Source organism: Neorhizobium galegae, from assembly GCF_017877055.1.
Classification (GTDB): Bacteria; Pseudomonadota; Alphaproteobacteria; order Rhizobiales; family Rhizobiaceae; genus Neorhizobium; species Neorhizobium galegae_D.
In genome coordinates, this window is the sequence record NZ_JAGIPG010000002.1 from 694,823 (window position 1) to 713,947 (window position 19,125).

Annotated in this window: 14 protein-coding genes, 1 tRNA gene and 1 pseudogene; 10 read left to right on the plus strand and 6 right to left on the minus strand. The window is 61.6% G+C overall.

What is annotated here, in order from left to right:
* Positions 1–54 precede the first annotated feature (54 nt).
* Positions 55–3,936 carry a PAS domain-containing sensor histidine kinase gene (locus tag J2857_RS13705; RefSeq protein WP_210010693.1) on the minus strand — a complete coding sequence of 1,294 codons (3,882 nt, stop codon included), beginning with the start codon at positions 3,934–3,936 and terminating at the stop codon, positions 55–57.
* 237 nt (positions 3,937–4,173) lie between these two features.
* Here J2857_RS13705 and J2857_RS13710 point away from each other — a divergent pair, with 237 nt between their 5' ends.
* Both J2857_RS13710 and J2857_RS13715 read left to right on the plus strand, forming a co-directional pair.
* A complete protein-coding gene (locus J2857_RS13710; RefSeq protein WP_210010694.1) occupies positions 4,174–4,620 on the plus strand; it encodes a phasin in 447 nt (148 codons plus the stop codon).
* A 125-nt stretch (positions 4,621–4,745) separates the two neighbouring features.
* Positions 4,746–4,822 (plus strand) — tRNA-His (locus J2857_RS13715).
* 169 nt (positions 4,823–4,991) lie between these two features.
* On the opposite strand, the gene J2857_RS13720 is transcribed toward J2857_RS13715, so the two are convergent.
* A complete protein-coding gene (locus J2857_RS13720; RefSeq protein WP_210010695.1) occupies positions 4,992–5,636 on the minus strand; it encodes an NrsF family protein in 645 nt (214 codons plus the stop codon).
* Positions 5,633–6,181, minus strand: coding sequence for a sigma-70 family RNA polymerase sigma factor (locus J2857_RS13725; RefSeq protein WP_210010696.1), 549 nt, complete (start codon positions 6,179–6,181; stop codon positions 5,633–5,635). Before J2857_RS13725 ends, J2857_RS13720 begins: the two co-directional genes overlap by 4 nt.
* 186 nt (positions 6,182–6,367) lie before the next feature.
* Here J2857_RS13725 and J2857_RS13730 point away from each other — a divergent pair, with 186 nt between their 5' ends.
* The 3 genes from J2857_RS13730 (at position 6,368) to J2857_RS13740 (ending at position 8,342) form a co-directional block, all read left to right on the plus strand.
* Entirely contained in the window at positions 6,368–6,631 is a 264-nt protein-coding gene (locus tag J2857_RS13730; RefSeq protein WP_210010697.1) for a pentapeptide MXKDX repeat protein, read from the plus strand.
* Between the two features lie 95 nt (positions 6,632–6,726).
* On the plus strand, positions 6,727–7,569 hold the full coding sequence (locus J2857_RS13735) for a cytochrome b/b6 domain-containing protein (protein ID WP_210010698.1): 843 nt from the start codon (positions 6,727–6,729) through the stop codon (positions 7,567–7,569).
* A complete protein-coding gene (locus J2857_RS13740) occupies positions 7,566–8,342 on the plus strand; it encodes a molybdopterin-binding protein (RefSeq protein WP_210010699.1) in 777 nt (258 codons plus the stop codon). Before J2857_RS13735 ends, J2857_RS13740 begins: the two co-directional genes overlap by 4 nt.
* 101 nt (positions 8,343–8,443) lie before the next feature.
* On the opposite strand, the gene J2857_RS13745 is transcribed toward J2857_RS13740, so the two are convergent.
* Complete coding sequence (locus J2857_RS13745) at positions 8,444–10,354, minus strand: sensor histidine kinase (RefSeq protein ID WP_210010700.1); 1,911 nt, start codon at positions 10,352–10,354, stop codon at positions 8,444–8,446.
* A 6-nt stretch (positions 10,355–10,360) separates the two neighbouring features.
* A complete protein-coding gene (locus tag J2857_RS13750) occupies positions 10,361–12,613 on the minus strand; it encodes a putative bifunctional diguanylate cyclase/phosphodiesterase (RefSeq protein WP_348635678.1) in 2,253 nt (750 codons plus the stop codon).
* 133 nt (positions 12,614–12,746) lie between these two features.
* Between J2857_RS13750 and J2857_RS30945 the strand changes: the two are divergent.
* The 4 genes and pseudogenes from J2857_RS30945 to J2857_RS13765 all read left to right on the plus strand — a co-directional run.
* Positions 12,747–12,993, plus strand: a pseudogene (locus J2857_RS30945) (alkanesulfonate monooxygenase); the annotation flags it as partial.
* Between the two features lie 23 nt (positions 12,994–13,016).
* Positions 13,017–14,849 (plus strand): TRAP transporter large permease subunit, encoded by a 1,833-nt coding sequence (locus tag J2857_RS13755; protein ID WP_210010702.1) that lies wholly within the window; start codon positions 13,017–13,019, stop codon positions 14,847–14,849.
* A gap of 27 nt (positions 14,850–14,876) precedes the next feature.
* Positions 14,877–15,875, plus strand: coding sequence for a TRAP transporter substrate-binding protein (locus J2857_RS13760; protein ID WP_210010703.1), 999 nt, complete (start codon positions 14,877–14,879; stop codon positions 15,873–15,875).
* A 311-nt stretch (positions 15,876–16,186) separates the two neighbouring features.
* Positions 16,187–16,432: a helix-turn-helix domain-containing protein gene (locus tag J2857_RS13765; protein ID WP_210010704.1), complete on the plus strand. Its 246-nt coding sequence runs from the start codon at positions 16,187–16,189 to the stop codon at positions 16,430–16,432.
* A 79-nt stretch (positions 16,433–16,511) separates the two neighbouring features.
* Here the strand turns inward: J2857_RS13765 and J2857_RS13770 are convergent, their stop codons facing one another.
* Positions 16,512–17,393 (minus strand): LysR family transcriptional regulator, encoded by an 882-nt coding sequence (locus J2857_RS13770; RefSeq protein WP_210010705.1) that lies wholly within the window; start codon positions 17,391–17,393, stop codon positions 16,512–16,514.
* A gap of 122 nt (positions 17,394–17,515) precedes the next feature.
* Here J2857_RS13770 and J2857_RS13775 point away from each other — a divergent pair, with 122 nt between their 5' ends.
* Positions 17,516–19,012, plus strand: coding sequence for a CoA-acylating methylmalonate-semialdehyde dehydrogenase (locus J2857_RS13775; RefSeq protein WP_210010706.1), 1,497 nt, complete (start codon positions 17,516–17,518; stop codon positions 19,010–19,012).
* Positions 19,013–19,125 lie beyond the last annotated feature (113 nt).

Genomic DNA, 19,125 nt, shown 5'->3' on the forward strand with positions numbered 1-19,125 from the left:
AGGCGATCACCGGCCAAGCGGTGAGGATGCCGGAACCGGCCTCAATTTCCCGGATCAGTTCGCAAGCACCCGCGGTGAAGGGAAGGTGATTTCCACCAGCGTGCCTTCGTTCGGTGCGGACGTGATCGCGAAGGCGGCGCGGTTTGCGTCGACCATCGCCTTGGTCAGCGGCAGGCCGAGGCCCGTGCCGTCGCCGCGCTTGCGGGAGGCGCTCGCAACCTGGCGGAACGGCTTCATGGCCAGTTCCAGCTCCGAGCGGGTCATGCCGATGCCGGTATCGCGGACACGAAGGACCACATTTCCGTTGGTCTCGTAAGCGGTGGACACGACGATCTGGCCTCCGGAGGGCGTGAAGCGGATGGCGTTCGACAGGATGTTCAGCACGATCTGCTTGATCGAGCGGGGATCGGCAACCACCTGCGGTACGGCATGCGAGAGGGCCGTGCGGATGATGACGCGCTGGCCGTTTGCCTGCGGCTGCACCAGCGAGACGGCTTCCGACACCGCCTCGTTCAGGCCGACAGCGACGAAATCGAGCTCCATTTCGCCGGCCTCGATCTTGGAAATGTCGAGGAGGTCGTTGACGATATCGAGCACATGCCGGCCGGAGCGGCTGATGTCATTGGCATATTCCACATAGCGCGCGTGACCGATCTGGCCGAAACGTTCGCTCGCCATCATGTCGGCAAAACCGATGATCGCGTTGAGCGGCGTGCGGATTTCGTGGCTCACATGGGCGAGGAACTCGCTCTTGTGGGCGTTCGCCGTTTCGGCCGCACGCTTGGCGGTGCGCAGCTCGTCCTCGGTGCGCTTCCACTGGGTGATGTCGCGGATGACGGCGCAATAGCCGTTCGAGGACGTCAATTTGCCGATCGTCATGAACAGCGGCAGAAAGCCGCCGGAAGCTTCGCGGCCGATGACTTCGCGGCCGTCGTTGAGGACGCTCGCCACGCCATGGCCGGCAAGCCCGGCGAGATAATCGAGGATCGCCCGCTGGCTCTCGTGGGCGAACAGCGTGACGAAAGGTTTGCCGTTGATCTCTTCATTGTCGTAGTTGAAGAGCGCATTCGCCGCCCGGTTCAGCGAGCGGATGTCGCCATCCGCGCCGATGATCACCACGCCGTCGGTGGCCGTTTCCAGGATGGCACGCAGTTCGGTTACCTCGACCTGCAGCTTGGCGAGCTGGTCGGCGGCGCGGGGCGCGCGCAGCGGAATGACCTCCGCCGCTTCACCATCCCCGGTGGAGCTCTGAGACTCGGTCACGACCGGCATCAGCGCCAACATGAGAACAGTCGAATTGTCCCAGCGGACGGACTGCAGGCGCGCCGTCACCGGCACCAGCACATCGTCGGCACGCACCACGACCATGCCGCCGGCTTCCGTTGTCTTGCCTTCGAGATCCTGGCGCTGCAGCAGCGCATCGAGACCTCCGACTTCCGCCAGTTCGTCGATCGAGGCATAGCCGGTCAGCCGCAGGAATTCGGGATTGCCATAGATCAAGAGGTCGCCGCTGTGAACGAGAAGCGCAACCGGCATCTGGTCGACGATCTCCGCGGAAAGGCCGATACGCTCGCGAACCGGTATCATCTGGCTCAGCAGTTCGCGGTCGGAAAGTTCCGGATGCGGGTCGGCCGAAGCCTCCACAGCGGCTTCCGTGTCTTCGGTGGCCTCGATCGGTCCGTCGGCAAAAGCCTGGTTAGCCTCTTCGGCGAATGCGACTGCCTCTTCCTCGGAAATCTCTTCCGAAACGGGAACGACAGGCTCCTCGTGCACCGTCTCATGTTCGATCCGGGTCGGCTCTATCGCGCTCGGCTCGTTCGGTTCGACGGCAGGTACCTCTACCTCGGCCGGAGTCTCCGGCGTCTTTTCCTCGCTGCGGCGACCGACGAAATTGTCGAGCTGGCGGGCGATTTCGCGGAAAGCCGCCTGTTCGACGGGGGTCAGTCCGTCGCGGCGGTTGGAGCGGCGCTCCTCGAGCTGGATGACCTTGTCGGAATGGCGGCGGCCGGCATTGTCGACGATCCGCAGTGCGGGGCGTTCGCCGGCCGGCCAGTCGAGCAGTGAAGGGATCTGCCGCCCCGACTTGGACGGCTGCGGCGCGTCCTCTGGCGCCGGCTGCAGGTCTTCGGATGGCGTCGCATCGGCAGATATGTCTTCGGCGGCAGCCGGCTGCTCGGCATCTTCCGCGACTTCGGTCTCTTCGAACGTCGCCGACTCTTCGGTCACGGAAGCCGGTTCGCCGTACGTGGAACTTTCGGCGATCGCGTCCTCGGCTGAACCAATCTCTTCCGCGGGTTCTTCGGTTTCGATGATTTCGGTGGACGTATCGGTGGCTTCGCTCTGCCAAACGGACAGGCCGCCTTCTGCCACCAGATCAGGTGCATCGACGGGCATCTCGTAGGGTTCGAAAACAGTCTCAGCTTCCGGTTCGGCCACATCCTCCGGTACCGCCCGGGTCAGGGTCAGGCCGACGGCATTCGGATCCTCGGCTGCATCGCCGATGCGCACGATGCCGAAGCCACGAAAACCGTCGAACTCGCGGGTACGGGTATAGGTCGGCAGCGCGGCGAGATCGACCGGCACCACCAGCGACGTGCCCTCGATCGGCCACCAGATCGTCTTGCCGGACCAAGTATCGCGCTTGTTGAGCAGCTCGGTGATCTTGCCCTCGGGATCGAGATGGAAGAGGGCCGCGAGATCGGTAAAGGCCATGCCGTTGATATCGGCGGCATGTGGGCCGACAGCGTCGGCAAATTCGCTTGAAACTTCCCTGAACCGGCCTTCCGCATCGATCTTCCAGACGAAACGGGTTGCGCGGCCATCGCGGCGGAAGACGAAACCGCCCGGTTCCGGCGCGTCGATTTCGGCCGCTGCAGGCTCGACCGCAGGCGCCTCCTCGATTGTCTCCGGCTCGGCAGCAGATGGTTCCTCGATCGCGGTTTCGGAAACCAGGTCCTCGGCCGTCTCGATCGCGTCAGCAGAGGAAAGAGCCTCGACATCCACAGCCGGCATAGCGTTTTCAAGCGTGACATCCTCGCCGGCTTCAAGCGAAATTTCTTCTTCCGGCTCTTCCGTATCCTCGATTTCGGACACCGCGGCGATCACCTCGGCAAAACTATCGACCGGGACGGCCTCCACCGTGAAGTCCTCGGTGTCTTCGCTCGCAGCGAATTCCGTGGCTTCCTCGCCGACCTCGGCGTTTGCCTGGTCGACTTCGGCGGTCATCGGTGCCTCATCGCGCGGTTCGTAGCCGTTGGCGACGGCGGCGCGGCCCTGTTCCGTCTCGACCGTGAACAGGAGATGCAGGGCAGGTTCGTTGGAGAGCTTGCCGATTGCAGCCGGCAGGTAGCCCTTGGAGGTCGGGATGGGGCGCTTGATGAGGCGGCTCGGATCGGCGCCCGCCATGGTCGCCATCATCTTGGCGGTCTGCGTGGAAACGCCGAGCCCCGCGAACTCGGACGAAGCGGCGAGCACCTCACCGTTTTCGTCGATCACCGCCATATGTGTATCGGGATCGTCGAAGCCTTCGATCATCCGGGCCGCAGAGGCCGAAGGCGTGAGCCTGCCCCGTTCCACCGGCGCGCTGAACAGCACGGCCGTTTCGCCCTGAACCTGGACAAGCTCGCAGATGGCCTGCACGGGAATGCGCTGGAAACCGGAGGCGACGCGGATCGTCAGGTTGCGGATGTCGCCGACTTCGCCGAGCTGGCGCGCAGCCGCCTCGATCTGGCGGAAGGCGATGTCGACGCGGTTGGGACCCTGGTCGAGGAAATCGTAGATGGAGTCGAAACCGAAAAGATCGGCGCCGCGCCCGTTCGCCCAAAGCGGGCTTTGCATGTCCGGAGAGAACAGCACGATCGCTTCGCCTGCAGCAAAACGGTCGCGGACGCGCTCGTGCACGGAAATGTCGATGAACGGGTATTGAACTGCGGACATAGGCAAAACCTACAGGGCGTTTGTGACCGGATTTCTACGTAGTTTAACGGATTGTTAATAACCGCCACCTGCCTTCGGGTCGAGAGCGGCGCTGCCCAAACCTCCGATAGGGTTAATTCCGGGATAGATTTTATTGTGCAGCGCACAATGATATTGCAATGCACAACGAGATGGTCTATATAAGAGGCATCACATCTTCGGTTCTGCCGAAGAAATCGCCAACGAGGACCTGAAACGATGGCACGCAAGACCGACGATATCTTTTCCTTCTCCGCTTTCGATCCGTCCAAACTGACCGAAGGCTTCCGTGACTTCGCCGAAAAGGGTGCCACCCAGTCTCGCGAAGCCTATGCTAAGATGAAAACCGCTGCCGAGGAAGCCACCAAAACGGTGGAATCCACAATGCAGTCGGCCCAGGCTGGCTCTGTCGAACTCGGCCTCAAGGCGATCGACGCGCTGCGCACCAATGCCGAGATCTCGCTGACCCATATGGAATCGCTGCTCGGCGTGAAGTCCTTTGCCGAACTGATCGAGCTGCAGACCGGCTTCATCCGCAAGCAGGCTGAAATCACGGTTGAGCAGGCCAAGTCCATGCAGGACACCGCCCGCAAGATCGTCGAAGACGTGACGAAGCCGGGCAAGGAAGCCGCTGAAAAGGTCATGACGACCTTCAAGGCTGCCTAATTTCCAAGCTTGATTTGAAGGAGAAGGCCGGAGCATGCTCCGGCCTCTTCTATTTGCGGGAAAGGACTTGCAAAAAAAGTCCGATCGCCGTATGTGACCCCCCAACAGCGCCCAAGGGCGCTTGTGCGGTTGTAGCTCAGTTGGTTAGAGCGCAGGTTTGTGGCACCTGAGGTCGGAGGTTCGAGACCCCCCAACCGTACCATTTTCTTCCAGATCAAGAATTTTGTCGGGACGGATGGCACTCCGGGTGCGTAGGCACTCGGGCATGGTGGAGCCGACTAAATCTGCCGCTGAATTGCCGCCTCTTGAATTGTCCTGACCTGGTCGATGGCTCGATAAAATCATCGAGCTAAAACCATCTTTCCGCCGGCTCACCAGCGTAACAGGCGCGGCCCCATAAGCGAGCCGAGAATGCCCGTCATCAGGATGCCGAACGAATACCAGATGAGCACGAAGGGCATGCCGTTCTCGGTGCAGAACCAGGAATAGACCCAGGCACCGGCGGCGCCGGCTGCGATGCCGGCGATGAAGCCGGTGAGCCTCAGATCGGTCGGCGCGCCATGGCGGAGCACCCAGACGTTCCCGGCAAACACCGGAAGCGCGAAGAGGAATATCAACAGCGGGCAATGCAGAGCCGACGATCCGATGATCAAGGTGCGGTAGGCCTCTGCCGGCGACATCGTCAGCTGAATGACCGCAACCACGGCCATGGTCACGACGATCGCTGCCGCGAACTGGAAGAATCGCCCCCTGGAACCGTCGGGTCGCGCCAGGTGATAGGCGGCGAGGAAAGCGGCGATCGCCAGCAGCGCATTGTAGGCAGACTTGATCCAGAACACCGGCAACATCAGAGCTTCCGCCATGTCGATGCGCAGGCCGAGGATCGCCAGCATCAGCACCAGCGACACGGCGAGCGCCGGCAGGACGCCGGCCGCGAACCGGCGCGCCAGCGCATGGCGCGGCACCGGCTTCAGGTCCCCCACCAGGCTGTCGATGATATCGTCCGTTTGTCTCACTTTCCGCCTCGCAATTTCTCCGCCAGTGCTTTTAGACCCCTATGAATGCCCACTTTGACCGCCGATTCCGATTGGCCGGTCCGGCTTGCCGTGTCCGCCACCGACTGGCCTTCGAGCTTCACCTGGCGGATCAATTCCCGCTGTTTCGCCGGCAGGCCTTCCAGAAGCCGCTCGACATCCATCCGCGCGGTGACGGCGGCTTCGCTGTATTCGCTCTCGAAATCCTCGCCGAGCTCCGTTTCCGCCATCATCCGGCTGCCGCGGCCGCGATGGTGGTCGATCAGCTTGTAGCGGGCGATTGAGAAGAACCACGCGGTGAACGGCCGTTGGCGATCATAGGTTTCCCGGCGGGAATGCAGCGCCAGCAATGTCTCCTGGACGAGATCTTCCATGTCCGCTTTCGTTGCAGCAGCCATGCGGCGGCTGTAATATCCGACAAGCAGGACGCGCACCGTGTTGAGCAAACGCCTGTAGGCAGCCTCGTCCCCATCAAGAGACAGAAGCATCAGGGCCTTCAAGGCTTCTTCCGAATGGGCGCTCGTCATGCTGTTTCAATGTTCATTCGGAAAAGCACGTAAACGGTTACAGGCGGAATGGAAAATATTCCGAACGCTGCCGGCCTATCACATAACCGTGAAGCTGTAACGAGTTTCTGCACGGCTCGAATGGGTGGTTGTGAGCCCTCGGCAGGCAGCCGGCGGACACATCGATTGATCCCAGGAGGACATCTCATGACCAAGCTTCTTTCCAGCGTCGCAGCCTGCACCCTCGTCATCGGTCTTTCGTTTGCCGGTGCGGCAAGCGCCCAGAGCGGCACGGGCACCGACACGATGAAGAAGGACTCGATGAAGACCGACGCCATGAAGCCGGACTCGATGAAGAAGGACTCGATGGCGACGGGCAGCACCAAGGCCGACTGCATGCACAAGGCCGGCATGGAAAAGGACTCGATGAAGAAGTCCGACATGATGAAGGCCTGCGACGCAATGAAGTGACGCGATGAAATGATTTGGCGGCGGCCGCTGAAACTTTTTGCGCGGCGGCCGCGTCTCTTTGCCGAAGTCCACGTCCTGTACTCGGAGGAAACATCATGGCCACGATCGATGCCGGCGCTGCGACCGGCCGAACGGTCATCTATCGCCACAGCCTGCTGGTGCGCCTGTCGCACTGGGTGAACGTGCTCTGCATGACCGTGCTGCTGTTCAGCGGCCTGCAGATATTCAATGCCCATCCGGCGCTTTATTGGGGCCAGTATGGCGCCGACAACGATCCCTCCTTCATTTCCATGGAGGCGGTCGAGGATGGCGACAAGGCGAAGGGCGTGACTCATATCGGCTCGCTCACCTTCAACACGACCGGATTTCTCGGCGTATCCGGCGTCGATGGCGAGGCGACAGCACGAGGATTCCCCGACTGGTTGACGATCCCGAGCTATCAGGACCTCGCAAGCGGCCGACGCTGGCATTTCTTCTTTGCGTGGCTGTTCGTCATCAACGGCTTCATCTATCTCGCCTATGGACTGTTGAGCCGGCATTTCCGCCGCGATCTGCTGCCCGCGGGGAATGAGCTGACGCCCGCCCATATCGGCCATGAGATCGTCAACCACGCCCGGCTGCGGTTCCCGAAAGGGCCGGAGGCGCGGCATTACAACACGCTGCAGAAACTCACCTATGTCGCGGTGATCTTCCTGCTGCTGCCGCTGATGATCCTGACAGGACTCACCATGTCGCCCGGGTTCAATGCCGTGGCACCCTGGCTGCTCGACGTCTTCGGAGGCCGCCAGTCGGCCCGTACGATCCATTTCCTCACGGCGTTTTCGCTCGTCGCCTTCGTGGTGGTCCATGTCGCGATGGTGATCCTGTCGGGCGTCTTCAACAATCTGCGTTCGATGATCACCGGCTGGTACGCCATCGAACAGGAGGACAAGCAATGAGCCGCATCATCACCCGGCGCCGTTTCCTGATCGGCGCGACCATGACCGCTTCGGCGCTCGGTTTGAGCGGTTGCGACGCGCTCGTCGAAAGCGACCGGACGAAGTCCGTGCTCAAGATAGCCGAGGGTTTTTCGATGAAGACCCAGCGCTTCCTGCTCGGCGACGACGCGCTGGCGCGCGAGTTCACGGAGGCGGATCTCTCTCCGGTCTTTCGCGCTAACGGCACCAGCATGCCGGACAATCCGCAATATCTCGACTGGATGAACCGGCAGTTCTCGACATGGAAGCTGGCGGTCGGCGGCCTTGTCGAAAGGCCGATGCAGCTGTCGCTCGCCGAACTGAAGGCCCTGCCGGCCCGCACCCAGATCACCCGGCACGACTGCGTCGAGGGCTGGAGCGCGATCGGCAAATGGACCGGCGTGCCGCTCGGCGCTCTGCTCAAGACTGCCGGCTTGAAGCCGGAGGCCCGCTACATTGTCTTTCATTGCGCCGACGAATACGAAAAGACGTTGGACGGCACCGGCTGGTATTACGAGAGCGTCGATCTGGTGGATGCCTTCCATCCGCAGACAATCCTCGCCCACACGATGAACGGCCGCGACCTCGAAGTCGCCCATGGCGCACCACTGCGGCTGCGTGTCGAGCGGCAGCTCGGTTACAAGCAGGCGAAATATCTGACGCGCATCGAGGCGGTGGCCGATCTCGGCCGTCTCTATGGCGGCAGCGGTGGTTTCTGGGAGGATCGCGGCTACGAATGGTATGCCGGGATATGAAGAGACTTTGAGCACGTCCAGCAAAAGTGCGTCAGCGGTTTTGCGTCCGGACTGCGTGAAAACAAATAGATAGAGCATTTCCGGTTTTCACCGGAAATGCTCTAGGTTCCCGCCTGTGCCGGAGCAATTCTCGGAAGCCTGATGATGAATCGGGTGCCGCGGGCCTCGCCTGGGGGCGGGCTTTCGACGGAGATCGATCCGCCGAGAACTTCGGTGACGATCTGGTGGACGATATGCAGCCCGAGCCCGGTCCCGCCGCTATGTCGGGCCGTGGAAAAGAAGGGTTCGAATATCTTCTGAATGTCCGTTTCGTTTATCCCGCGACCGTCGTCGCTGAATTCGATGAGGACCTGATCTGCCAGTCTCCGGACCTTGATGGTGATCATGCCGGGTTTGCCGGCGTCGAAGGCATGCAGTAGCGAATTGTTGAGGAGGTTCGACAAGACCTGGGCAAACGGTCCCGGATAGGTCGTGATCGCCAGATCGTCAGGCACGTTCAGCGTCAGGCTGATGCCGGCGCTGGCGTCCCATTTGCGCAGGCGCGGATCGGCATCGGGAATGAATGCGGCGAGATCGATATCTCGTCGCTCCAGCGTCGCGCGGTCGACTGCAACCTGTTTGAAACGTTGAACCAGCGCAGTGCACCGGTGGATGGCGTCGCGCACCAGGTCGAGACTGGCATCGCTGTCTTCGATATAACGGTCGAGATCGGAGCGGCGCAGCCCCGCTGCGATCCGCTCCTTGAACAGCCTGAGATCCTTGGCGGCCTTGCTGAGTACAAGTGCGGCACTTCCAAGCGGCGTGTTCATCTCGTGGGCGACGCCGGCAACCATCAGGCCCAACGACGACAGCCGTTCGGCCCGCGCGAGTTCCCGTTGCGTTACGCTCAGTTTTTCGTTGGTCTCGCGCAGCGTTCGGTTGGTGTCCTCCATCTGCCGTGCCCATTCCGACTCGGCCTCCATGCCGTTGGCCAGGCGGCCAGTTACCGCAAGCGCCACCACGGCGAGGGTGGCCGCCACCATGCCGAGAATGAGTTTCCCCCTTGTTTCCTGGCTATTGGTGGCACCCGCCGCATCGCGGGCAAGCAGATAGAGGCTGGCATCCGGGGCACGCATTTCCACCACCTCGCCGGTTGCCAGCAAGCCCGCGCCAGGGTCGAAACGACGGTAGCTCCAATCTCCGTCGCCGCTGTGGAAAAACCCTCTGCCTCCCTGACTGACCCCTCGCTGCCTCCCCGTTCGATCCGCGTCGGGCGTTGGTTCCCCGATCTGCCACGCCCAGTTCGCATCCGCGTCGGGTCCCTGGATCCAGTATCCCGCCTGGTTCATCAGATAGAGATCGACGCTCGTGTCGAGCCGCTTCAGGCGCTCGAGCAATCGGGTGCTGCGATAGTTGATGACGATGATGCCCTGCTTGATTCCATTGCGGAAAACAGGGCTCGCAACACGCAATGTCGGCAGATGCGGCCTCTCGACCACGCCGTTTTCGATATTGAGATCAAGAGCGGAGAAATAGAGGCCATGCAGCGGCAGCGTGGCCGTGTCGCGAAAGTAAGGCCGGTCCGCCTTGTTCTGCAACTGCTCCTCGGCAACGACGACGGGTTCTCCGCCGCCGCGATGGTTTATACGCAGTCGTTCGTTGCCGTCCGTATCCAGCCACCGTACCTGATCGTAGTCCGGCGAGCTGGCGGCGAAACTCTGGAATATCTCGACGCTCAAGGGAGCGAGCGGATTTGCCGTCTCGCTGAAGCGCGATTGCAGGTCGGCAAGGAACAGGGCGTCGCGACCGAGCCGGTCCAAGGTCCGGCCGAGAATGTCATAGGCTTGCGACAGGGTCTCCTCCCTGTTGCGGATCTGAGGTTCCCGGGCATTCACGCCGATCTGATACCAGAGCGATGGAACGCCGAGGCCAAGTCCGATGACCCAGGGTACGACGAAGATGGCAAGCCGATTACGATGGCGCAAGGCGGCCCGGAGAGACGGAAAGATAAGGGTTGCAGGCGTGCGGGTCATCGGCTTCTACGCAGTCTTGGCCTGCGATTTTCGCAGCCTTGCAAGAAATTGCTCGAAGGATTCCGGTGGGGCGTAGAGATAACCCTGCGCCAGAGTGCATCCTCTCGACCGCAGCCATTCCGCCTGCTGCTCGGTCTCGACACTTTCGGCGAGGACACGCATGTTCATGCGCTCGCCAAGCCGAATGATCATCTCGACGATCATCTCGTTCTGGCTGGTGCCTCCAAGACCGGCAATGAAGGACCCATGGATCTTGAGCGTGGCGGCCTCGAATGACCGTAGCTTGGTCAAAGAAGAATAGCCGGTGCCGAAATCATCGATCGCGATCGCATAACCTTCTCTCTTGAGAATGGAGAGCACATCGTTTGCGTTCTGGTGCGCTTCCATGGCGACCGTCTCGGTGATCTCGAGCTCCAGCCGGTCCGGCGTCAGGCCGTAGCGGCGCGTAGTCGCGATCAGTTCGTCGATAAATTCCTGTCGGCCGAGCTGCACCGGCGAGACATTGACGGCGAGGGTGACAGCGGGGAACCCCGCCTCGTCCATGGAGCGGAGAGCGCTGCAGGCCTGTTCGAGGATCTGCTGACCCAGGGGCACGATCAGCCCGTTCGCCTCTGCGAGCGGAATGAAATCCGCCGGAAAGACGAGCGAGCCGTCCGGACGCGTCCAGCGTGCCAGGATTTCGGCGCCGACAATCCGATTGTCGGTCAGGTCGATCTGCGGCTGGAACACGACGCTGATTTCCCGGTTGAGCACCGCCTTGTAAAGCTGTTGCGAAAGAGCGAATCGGCGGCGTGTTTCCTCTTCGACATTGGGATCGTATTCGACGAGTTGCCCGCTTGTCCCCTTCAGTCCGGCCCTCTTCAGGAGCAGAAGCCCTGTCGCGATGACGGTTTGAGCCGAGGTGAAATGATTGAGATCGAGGGAGGCCGCCTCTGCGCCGAAGAACAGGGCTTCGGGCGAGTGGGCGCCTGCTTCGAGACGGTTTACGTATTCGATCCGCACGAGATATTCAGGTCCGAGCACGGCAAATACGTCTTCGTGCAGACGCGCGATCATGCAGGGCGGTGGAAAGGCCGCTGCCAGACGCTTCACGAAAGCGCGCAGCAGGTGATCGCCCTGTTCGACGCCGAGCGAGATGCAGCTTCTCGCATACTGGTTCAGTTCGATGAACAGGACCTTCCGTCTGCGGGGCGGGGGAACCTCAAGCGCCGCTTGAATGCCGCGCTTTAGCGCGTTGCCATTCGCGATCTCGAGCAGGCCGTCCTCGTAGGCGATGCGGTCGAGCTGGCTGGTCAGCGCCACATTGATCAGGCCTGTACCGATATTGGTCGCGAAAACCCGCAGCAATTCCCGCTCCGTGTCGTCGATCCGCCTGTTGGTCGCGATATAGGCAGCCGCCGCAGGTGCGACCGCCTGACCTGGGAAAAACAGAACCTGCGCAATCGCCGTCTCGATATTCGCCTGCCCGTCCAGCGAGCGCTGGATCAGGTCGCGGATGGATTCGTCGTTGATGGTATCGAGGGTCTGGTTGAGAGCCGCGGCGAACCGCCCCGCCGACCCGATGATCTTCGGCGGTTGTTCGCGGTCACGCCCGCGAACGCAGACGATGCCGTCTTCGCTGACGCCCAGAAGCCCCGCCAATTCGTGGATCATGCGGCGGGAGAAATCCTCAAATCCCGAGGATCTCGCCAAGCTGTTGCTCGCCTCGACAATGCTCTGGAGACCCCGGCGCGCGCGGTTCAGCACGTCGATCTGCTCGAAGGTCCTCAGGTTTGCGGTGAGAATGCTATGAAGCCGCTCATTGGTCAGGTCGGTCTTCAGCCAATAATCGGCGATATCATAGGTCTCGAGCGACGACTGCATCGGCGCGATGCCCGGTTGCCCCGTGAGGAGCACGATACGCAGCTGCGAGTTGCCGAGAACTTCGCGGATCGTGCGAACCAGCCTGAGCCCTGCATCGTCCGTCTCCATCACGACATCGAGCAGCAGGACGGCGACTGAAGGCGTTTCGAGCAGAAGCTTGGCCGCCTCGTTGGCAGAAGCGGCGATCAGTATCCGCGGGGCGATGCCGCGATAGGTAAAGCCCGAAAGCGAGAGTCTGAGAGAGTTCTGAAACATCTCGTCGTCATCGACGCTCAAGATGGTGAAATCGGTCATCCCCGCGTGGATTTGGTTGGGCGAAGCCCCTGTCTGGGCGGCGGGCTCCGGCTGAAACTCGAAGAGATCCTGAGATTTCTTGTCTTGTTCGATATCGACCACGGACACATCCCCCGATTGTCGCGCATGGGTTTCCCCTGCATTTCCGCGAAACCATTATCCATTCAAAACCAAGCATGTCTCGCAAAAAGATGCAGCGAAGGCGAGATTTTGGTCGTCACTGCGGATTGCGGCCTATTGCGGGGTGGGAATGGTCGCCGTAAAAGGCGGAACCTCTCAAGTCTCCCGTGACCTGCGGTCGGGCGAAAGGCCGGGCGTCGAAAACTTTTACCCTTTCGGGGCTGCCGCGGCTTGAGGAAGCCTATCGCTTCGGCGAAAAGGTAGTGCCGCGTCTCGATGGCTCACGCGAGGTGTCGGCAGCGCGTCATTTCACCTGGTCGACGCTCTTCGATCGTGATCTTTCAACGGTCAAGACCGCCTGATTCTTCGGCAAAGGTAAGAGCCTGTGGAAGCCAGCCCATCCGATTTTCTCGAGCAGACGGCAGTCGGGGGCGATAGCCTTGCGGCGCGGGTGCTGAAGGGGATCGAGACCGCACTCGGCGTCATCGCGGCGCTCATCCTCGCTGCCCTGCTGACGGTCGTGCTCGTCAGTGTCTGCCTGCGCTATTTCTTCAACACGGGTCTTATCGGCGCCGAAGATTTCGGCATCTGGCTGCATGTGGCGCTGATTTCGATCGGCGCACCGCTCAGCCTCAACAGTGCGCTGGCCATGCGGCTCGACGTCTTCATACGTCTGCTTCCCGCCCGGCTGCTGCCGGCGACCCAGGTTCTGGCCGACGTGTTTACCGTGCTGGCCGCCATGATCCTGCTCTTCGGCGGTTCCGAAATCATGTCCATGCTCGGCGGCATTTCGCCGACATTGGGAGTTCCGGAATGGATCCGCTTCGGTTTCCTGGGCGTCGGCGGCATGCTGATCCTCGTTGTGCTCCTTCTGCAAAGGCTTGCCGAGGGCAGGGCGCTGCCGGTGCTGATGGCGCTCGTCCTCGGAGCCGCGCTCTATTTCGGGGTTCCCGAGATCTTTATCGACAGCGAGCTGCCGCCGAGCCTGTTCCTGGCGCTGGCGGCCGCGCTCGGTCTCGTCCTGGCCGCCCCGCTGGCGCATGCTTTCCTGGCGGCCGCCTATGTGGCGATTGCCTTCGGCAGCAGCCTGCCGGAACCGGCGATCGTCGCCTCGACGGTGGCCGGCATGTCGAAATTTCTGCTGCTCGCCATTCCGTTCTTCCTGCTGGCCGGCGGGCTGCTGACCTCTTCCGGCGTCGCCAACCAGCTCGTCCGGTTCGCAGCCTCAACGGTCGGCCATCGCCGGGCGGGACTGGCGCAGACGACGTTGCTGACCAGCGTGCTGTTTTCCGGGGCCTCGGGTTCGTCGGTTGCGAATGCCGCCTTCGGTGCCTCGACCTTCCAGCCGGAACTGGTGAAGCATGGTTATCCTCCGGCACAGGCCGGCGCGATCATTGCCGCCACCTCGGTGCTCGACAACGTCATCCCGCCGTCGATCGCCTTCCTGATCCTGGCGACGGCCACCAATCTGTCGGTCGGTTCGCTGCTGGTCGGCGGTTTCTTCGCCGGCGGCCTGATGGCGATCTGCCTGGCCGTTGCCATTCACCTGTCGGTTCGCGGGCAGGTGGCCCTGCCGCGCGCCTCGGGGCGTGAGCGATGGCAGGCCGCCATCTCCGCCATCCCCGCCTTCGGTCTCGGCATCATCGTCGTGGTCGGCATCCGCATTGGCATCGTCACCACGACCGAGGCGGCGGCCTTGGCGGCGCTCTACACCGTTATCCTCGCTATCTGGGGCAAGGTCGGGGCGGGCTCACTGCTCGCCTCGTTCCAACAGGCGGCGACGGAGTCTGCTGCGATCGGTTTGCTGATCGGAACGGCCGGACCGTTCGCCTTCCTGCTTGCGGTCGATAACGTCTCCGGCCTCGTCTCGGAGTTCGTGACCATGCTCGGAGGTAGTGCGCTTTCGGTCATCGTTCTCTCCAACGTCATCCTTCTGGTCGTCGGACTGGTCCTCGACATAGGGGCGGCGATCCTGCTGTTCGGCCCGATCCTGCTTCCGGCCGCCGTCGCCGCCGGCATCGACCCGATCCATTTCGGCGTCATCATCGTCGTCAACCTGATGATCCACGGCCTGACGCCGCCGCTCGGCATGCTGATCTTCGTGGTCAGCGGCGTCACCCGCATTCCCGCGACCGCGCTGTTCAAAGCGGTCGTGCCTTATCTACTCGCACTTCTTGTTTCCCTGGTGATCCTTTGCGCCTGGGCGATCATCTTCTGATTCTTCCACAATTTTGGGACCTGAGACATGGACAACATCAACCGCCGAACCCTTCTGAAGACTGCCGCGGCAACCGGCATAGCGCTCGCCGCGCCGGTTTTCGTACGCAACGCCGCCGCCCGCACCACGACGATCACCACCGCCTCGCTGCTTGGCGACGACAAGCCGGAATCGAAGATCTGGGTGAAGATCGGCGAGCTGGTGGAAGCCAGGCTGCCGGGCCAGTTCAAGTTCAACGTCGTCAAGAACGGCGCACTCGGCGGCGAGAAGGAAGTCGCAGAAGGTGCACGCCTCGGTTCCGTGCAGGCAAGCCTTTCGACAGTCTCGTCACTGTCCGGCTGGGTGCCGGAATTGCAGGTTCTCGATCTACCCTTCCTGTTCCGTGACGCCGCACACGTCCGCAAGACGGTCGATGGCGAGGTCGGCGCCGATCTCAAGCAGAAGCTCGCTGCCCAGAATTTCGTCATCGGCGATTTCATCAATTACGGCGCCCGTCACCTGCTGACCAAGGAGCCGGTCACTCGCCCGGAGCAGCTGAAGGGCAAGAAGATCCGCGTCATCCAGAGCCCGCTGCATACCAAGCTGTGGAGCGCCTTCGGCACCGCCCCGGTCGGCATTCCGATCACCGAGACCTACAATGCCCTGGCGACCGGCGTTGCCGACGCCATGGACCTCACCAAATCCGCCTATGCCGGCTTCAAGCTTTATGAAGTCGTGCCCTACATGACCGAGACAGGCCATATCTGGGCGTCCGGCGTCGTCTATTATTCCGCGAGCTTCTGGAACCAACTGAGCCCCGAGCAGAAGACGGTCTTCCAGGAGGCCTCGAAGGAGGGGGCTGCCTATTTCAACCAGCTCATCGTCGACGACGAGGCGGCATCCGTCGCCGTATCGCTGAATAATGGCGGTAAGCTCTTGAAGCCGGAAGTCTTCGGGGAATGGCAGAAAGGCGCGCAAGGAGTGTGGCAGGATTTCGCCACAATCGTCGGTGGCACCGACAGGATCAAGGCAATCCAGTCGGCCTGATATCGTTTCTGGAACGTTAAAGAAAGTTAAAGCGGCACCGCAAAAGCGTGCCGCTGTTGTTTTTTTAGCTCAATTTTGGTGGAAAACACCTGCTTTTAGCTCTTTTGAGTAAGTTAAGTAATTTGACGTCGCCTTCTTTCGACCCGAAAGCGAACACATTTTTGTGCACTGCAGTATTCGCCCTTGTCTCGGTCGTTAGCATGCCTATGTTTGCGGCAGCCGGTGCCTAATTTTTTAGACACCTGCGTCTCGGGCGTTCGTCCCCCTTCACCTGACCGGTTTTCGGCAGGCCATTCTAGAAGGAGCATACAATGACAATTTCGATCAATAATTTCGCATCCGCCGATGGAGCGAAGCTTTCTCCGCAGCATATTGCCTCAGCCGTCGCCGAAACGCGCCGTTCTGTCGGCTACAGCATCGAAGAGCTTGCCATCACGACCGGCCTCGTCAACGACGAGATCGTTCGCATTGAAAACGGCACCGATGCCGACCCGGCCAAGCTGAAGCGCATCGCTGCGGCACTCAAGGTTCCGGTTACAACCTTCCTGCCTTCCTGATACAAGGTTTTCCGGCCGCTCCGGCGGCCGGACCCTGTTTGGGTCGTCTTCTTTTTCCTCTTGAAGACCGTCCTATCCGTCACACAAAGATGTGGCTTTCCCCGTCGACCAGTTCCTTCAGGAACTCCACCACCGTCCTCAGCCGCATCAGGTCGCGCGTCGTTTCATGATAGGTGGTCCAGTAGGATCGCCGAATGACGGTCTGGGGCAGAACGCGCACCAGTTCCGGATATTGCCGCGCCACGTAGTCGTGCAGGATGCCGATGCCGGCGCCGGAACGTACCGCCTCGGTCTGGCCGATGGCGCTTGAAATCTCGAAGCTCGCATCCCAATCCCGCATCACCTCGCCGGTGAAATTCAAGGAAGGCGAGAAGATCAGGTCTTCGACATAACCGATGCGCGGGTGGCTTTTCAGGGCCTCGACCGTCCGCGGCGTTCCGGCCTGATCGAGATAGGTCTTCGAGGCATAGAGACCCAGCGTATAATCGGTCAGTTTCGAAGAGACGAGCCGGCCCTGTTCCGGGCGTTCGATGGTGATGGCGATATCCGCCTCGCGCTGGGAGAGCGAGAAGGATCGCGGCACCGGCACGAGCTGCAGCTTGAGTTCCGGATGCCGGCGCGTCAGCCGCCCGAGCCGCGAGGCAAGGAAGGAGACGCCGAAACCGTCAGGCGCACCGATCCTGACCGTGCCGGCAATCGCCGCGTCGATCCGTCCGGTGCTTGCCTGCGCCGCCAGCATCTCCGTTTCCATCCGCTCGGCCGCCCGAAAGAACACCTCGCCCTCCGCGGTCAGCTCGCAGCCGTTGGTGCGGCGGATGATGAGGCGGGTGCGTAAATCCTCTTCCAGCGCGCTCACCCTTCGCCCGAGCGTCGCATGGTTGACGCCGAGCCGCCGCGATGCCGCGAGGATCTGGCCGGTGCGGGCGACCGCAAGAAACATACGCACATCGTCCCAGTTCATCAGAGGCTCCAATGTCGAAATTTGCACAACGGATGCGTAAACTACGGCGTTGCCTTGTGCAAATCTGAGAGTATCCTCCGCCACTGAAAAAGAGCGCCACAATAGGCAGGAGGAGCATACCCATGCGTGAGATCGGGCATTTCATCGGCGGCAAGCATGTCGCCGGCACCAGCGGCCGCACGGCTGACGTCTTCAATCCGGCAACCGGCGAAGTCCAGGCGAAGGTTTCGCTCGCCAGCGTTTCGGAAATCCGCGCCGCCGTCGAAAACGCCAAGCAGGCCCAGCCGAAATGGGCCGCCACCAATCCGCAGCGCCGCGCCCGCGTGTTTATGAAGTTCGTCGACCTGCTCAACCAGAACATGGACGAGCTCGCCGAAATGCTGTCGAAGGAACATGGCAAGACTGTCGAGGATTCCAAGGGCGACGTCATTCGCGGCCTGGAAGTCTGCGAATTCGTGATCGGCATCCCGCACCTGTCGAAGGGCGAGTTCACCGAAGGCGCCGGTCCGCAGATCGACATGTATTCCATGCGCCAGCCGGTCGGCATCGGCGCTGGCATCACTCCGTTCAACTTCCCGGGCATGATCCCGATGTGGATGTTCGCCCCGGCGATCGCCTGCGGCAACGCCTTCATCCTGAAGCCGTCCGAGCGCGATCCGTCCCTGCCGATCCGCCTTGCCGAACTGATGATCGAGGCAGGCCTGCCCGCTGGCATCCTCAACGTCGTCAACGGCGACAAGGCAGCCGTCGATGCGATCCTCACCGATCCGGATATCGGCGCCATCTCCTTCGTCGGCTCCACCCCGATTGCCCGTTACGTCTATGGCACGGCGGCGATGAACGGCAAGCGGGCCCAGTGCTTCGGCGGCGCCAAGAACCACATGATCATCATGCCGGATGCCGATCTCGACCAGGCCGTCAACGCGCTGATGGGTGCCGGTTACGGCTCGGCCGGCGAACGCTGCATGGCGGTTTCGGTCGCGGTGCCCGTCGGTGAGGAAACCGCCAACCGCCTCGTAGAAAAGCTGATCCCGAAGATCGAGTCCCTGCGTATCGGTCCTTATACGGACGAGAAGGCCGACATGGGCCCGGTCGTCACCAAGGAAGCGCATGCCCGCATCAACGGCCTGATCGACCGTGGCGTCGAGGAAGGCGCCAAGCTCCTGGTCGATGGACGCGGCTTCAAGCTGCAGGGTTACGAGAACGGCTATTTCGTCGGCGGCACCCTGTTCGACCACGTCACGCCGGAGATGGACATCTACAAGCAGGAAATCTTCGGCCCCGTCCTCTCGGTCGTTCGCGCCCATAACTATGAGGAAGCGCTCGATCTGCCGATGAAGCACGAATACGGCAACGGCGTTGCGATCTTCACCCGCGATGGCGATGCCGCCCGCGATTTCGCCAGCCGCATCAATATCGGCATGATCGGCATCAACGTGCCGATCCCGGTTCCGCTCGCCTACCACTCGTTCGGGGGCTGGAAGGCTTCGAGCTTCGGTGATCTCAATCAGCACGGCACGGATTCGATCAAGTTCTGGACCAGGACCAAGACGATCACCGCCCGCTGGCCTTCGGGCATCAAGGACGGTGCTGAATTCGTCATGCCGACGATGAAGTAAAACGGCGATCAAGGTGAAGCATCAGGCGGGCCTCTTCGGAGGCCCGTTTTATTTTCGGCGACCGAAAACCTGATTACGTGTCGCGCGAACAATTGAAATGACATATCCAGGCC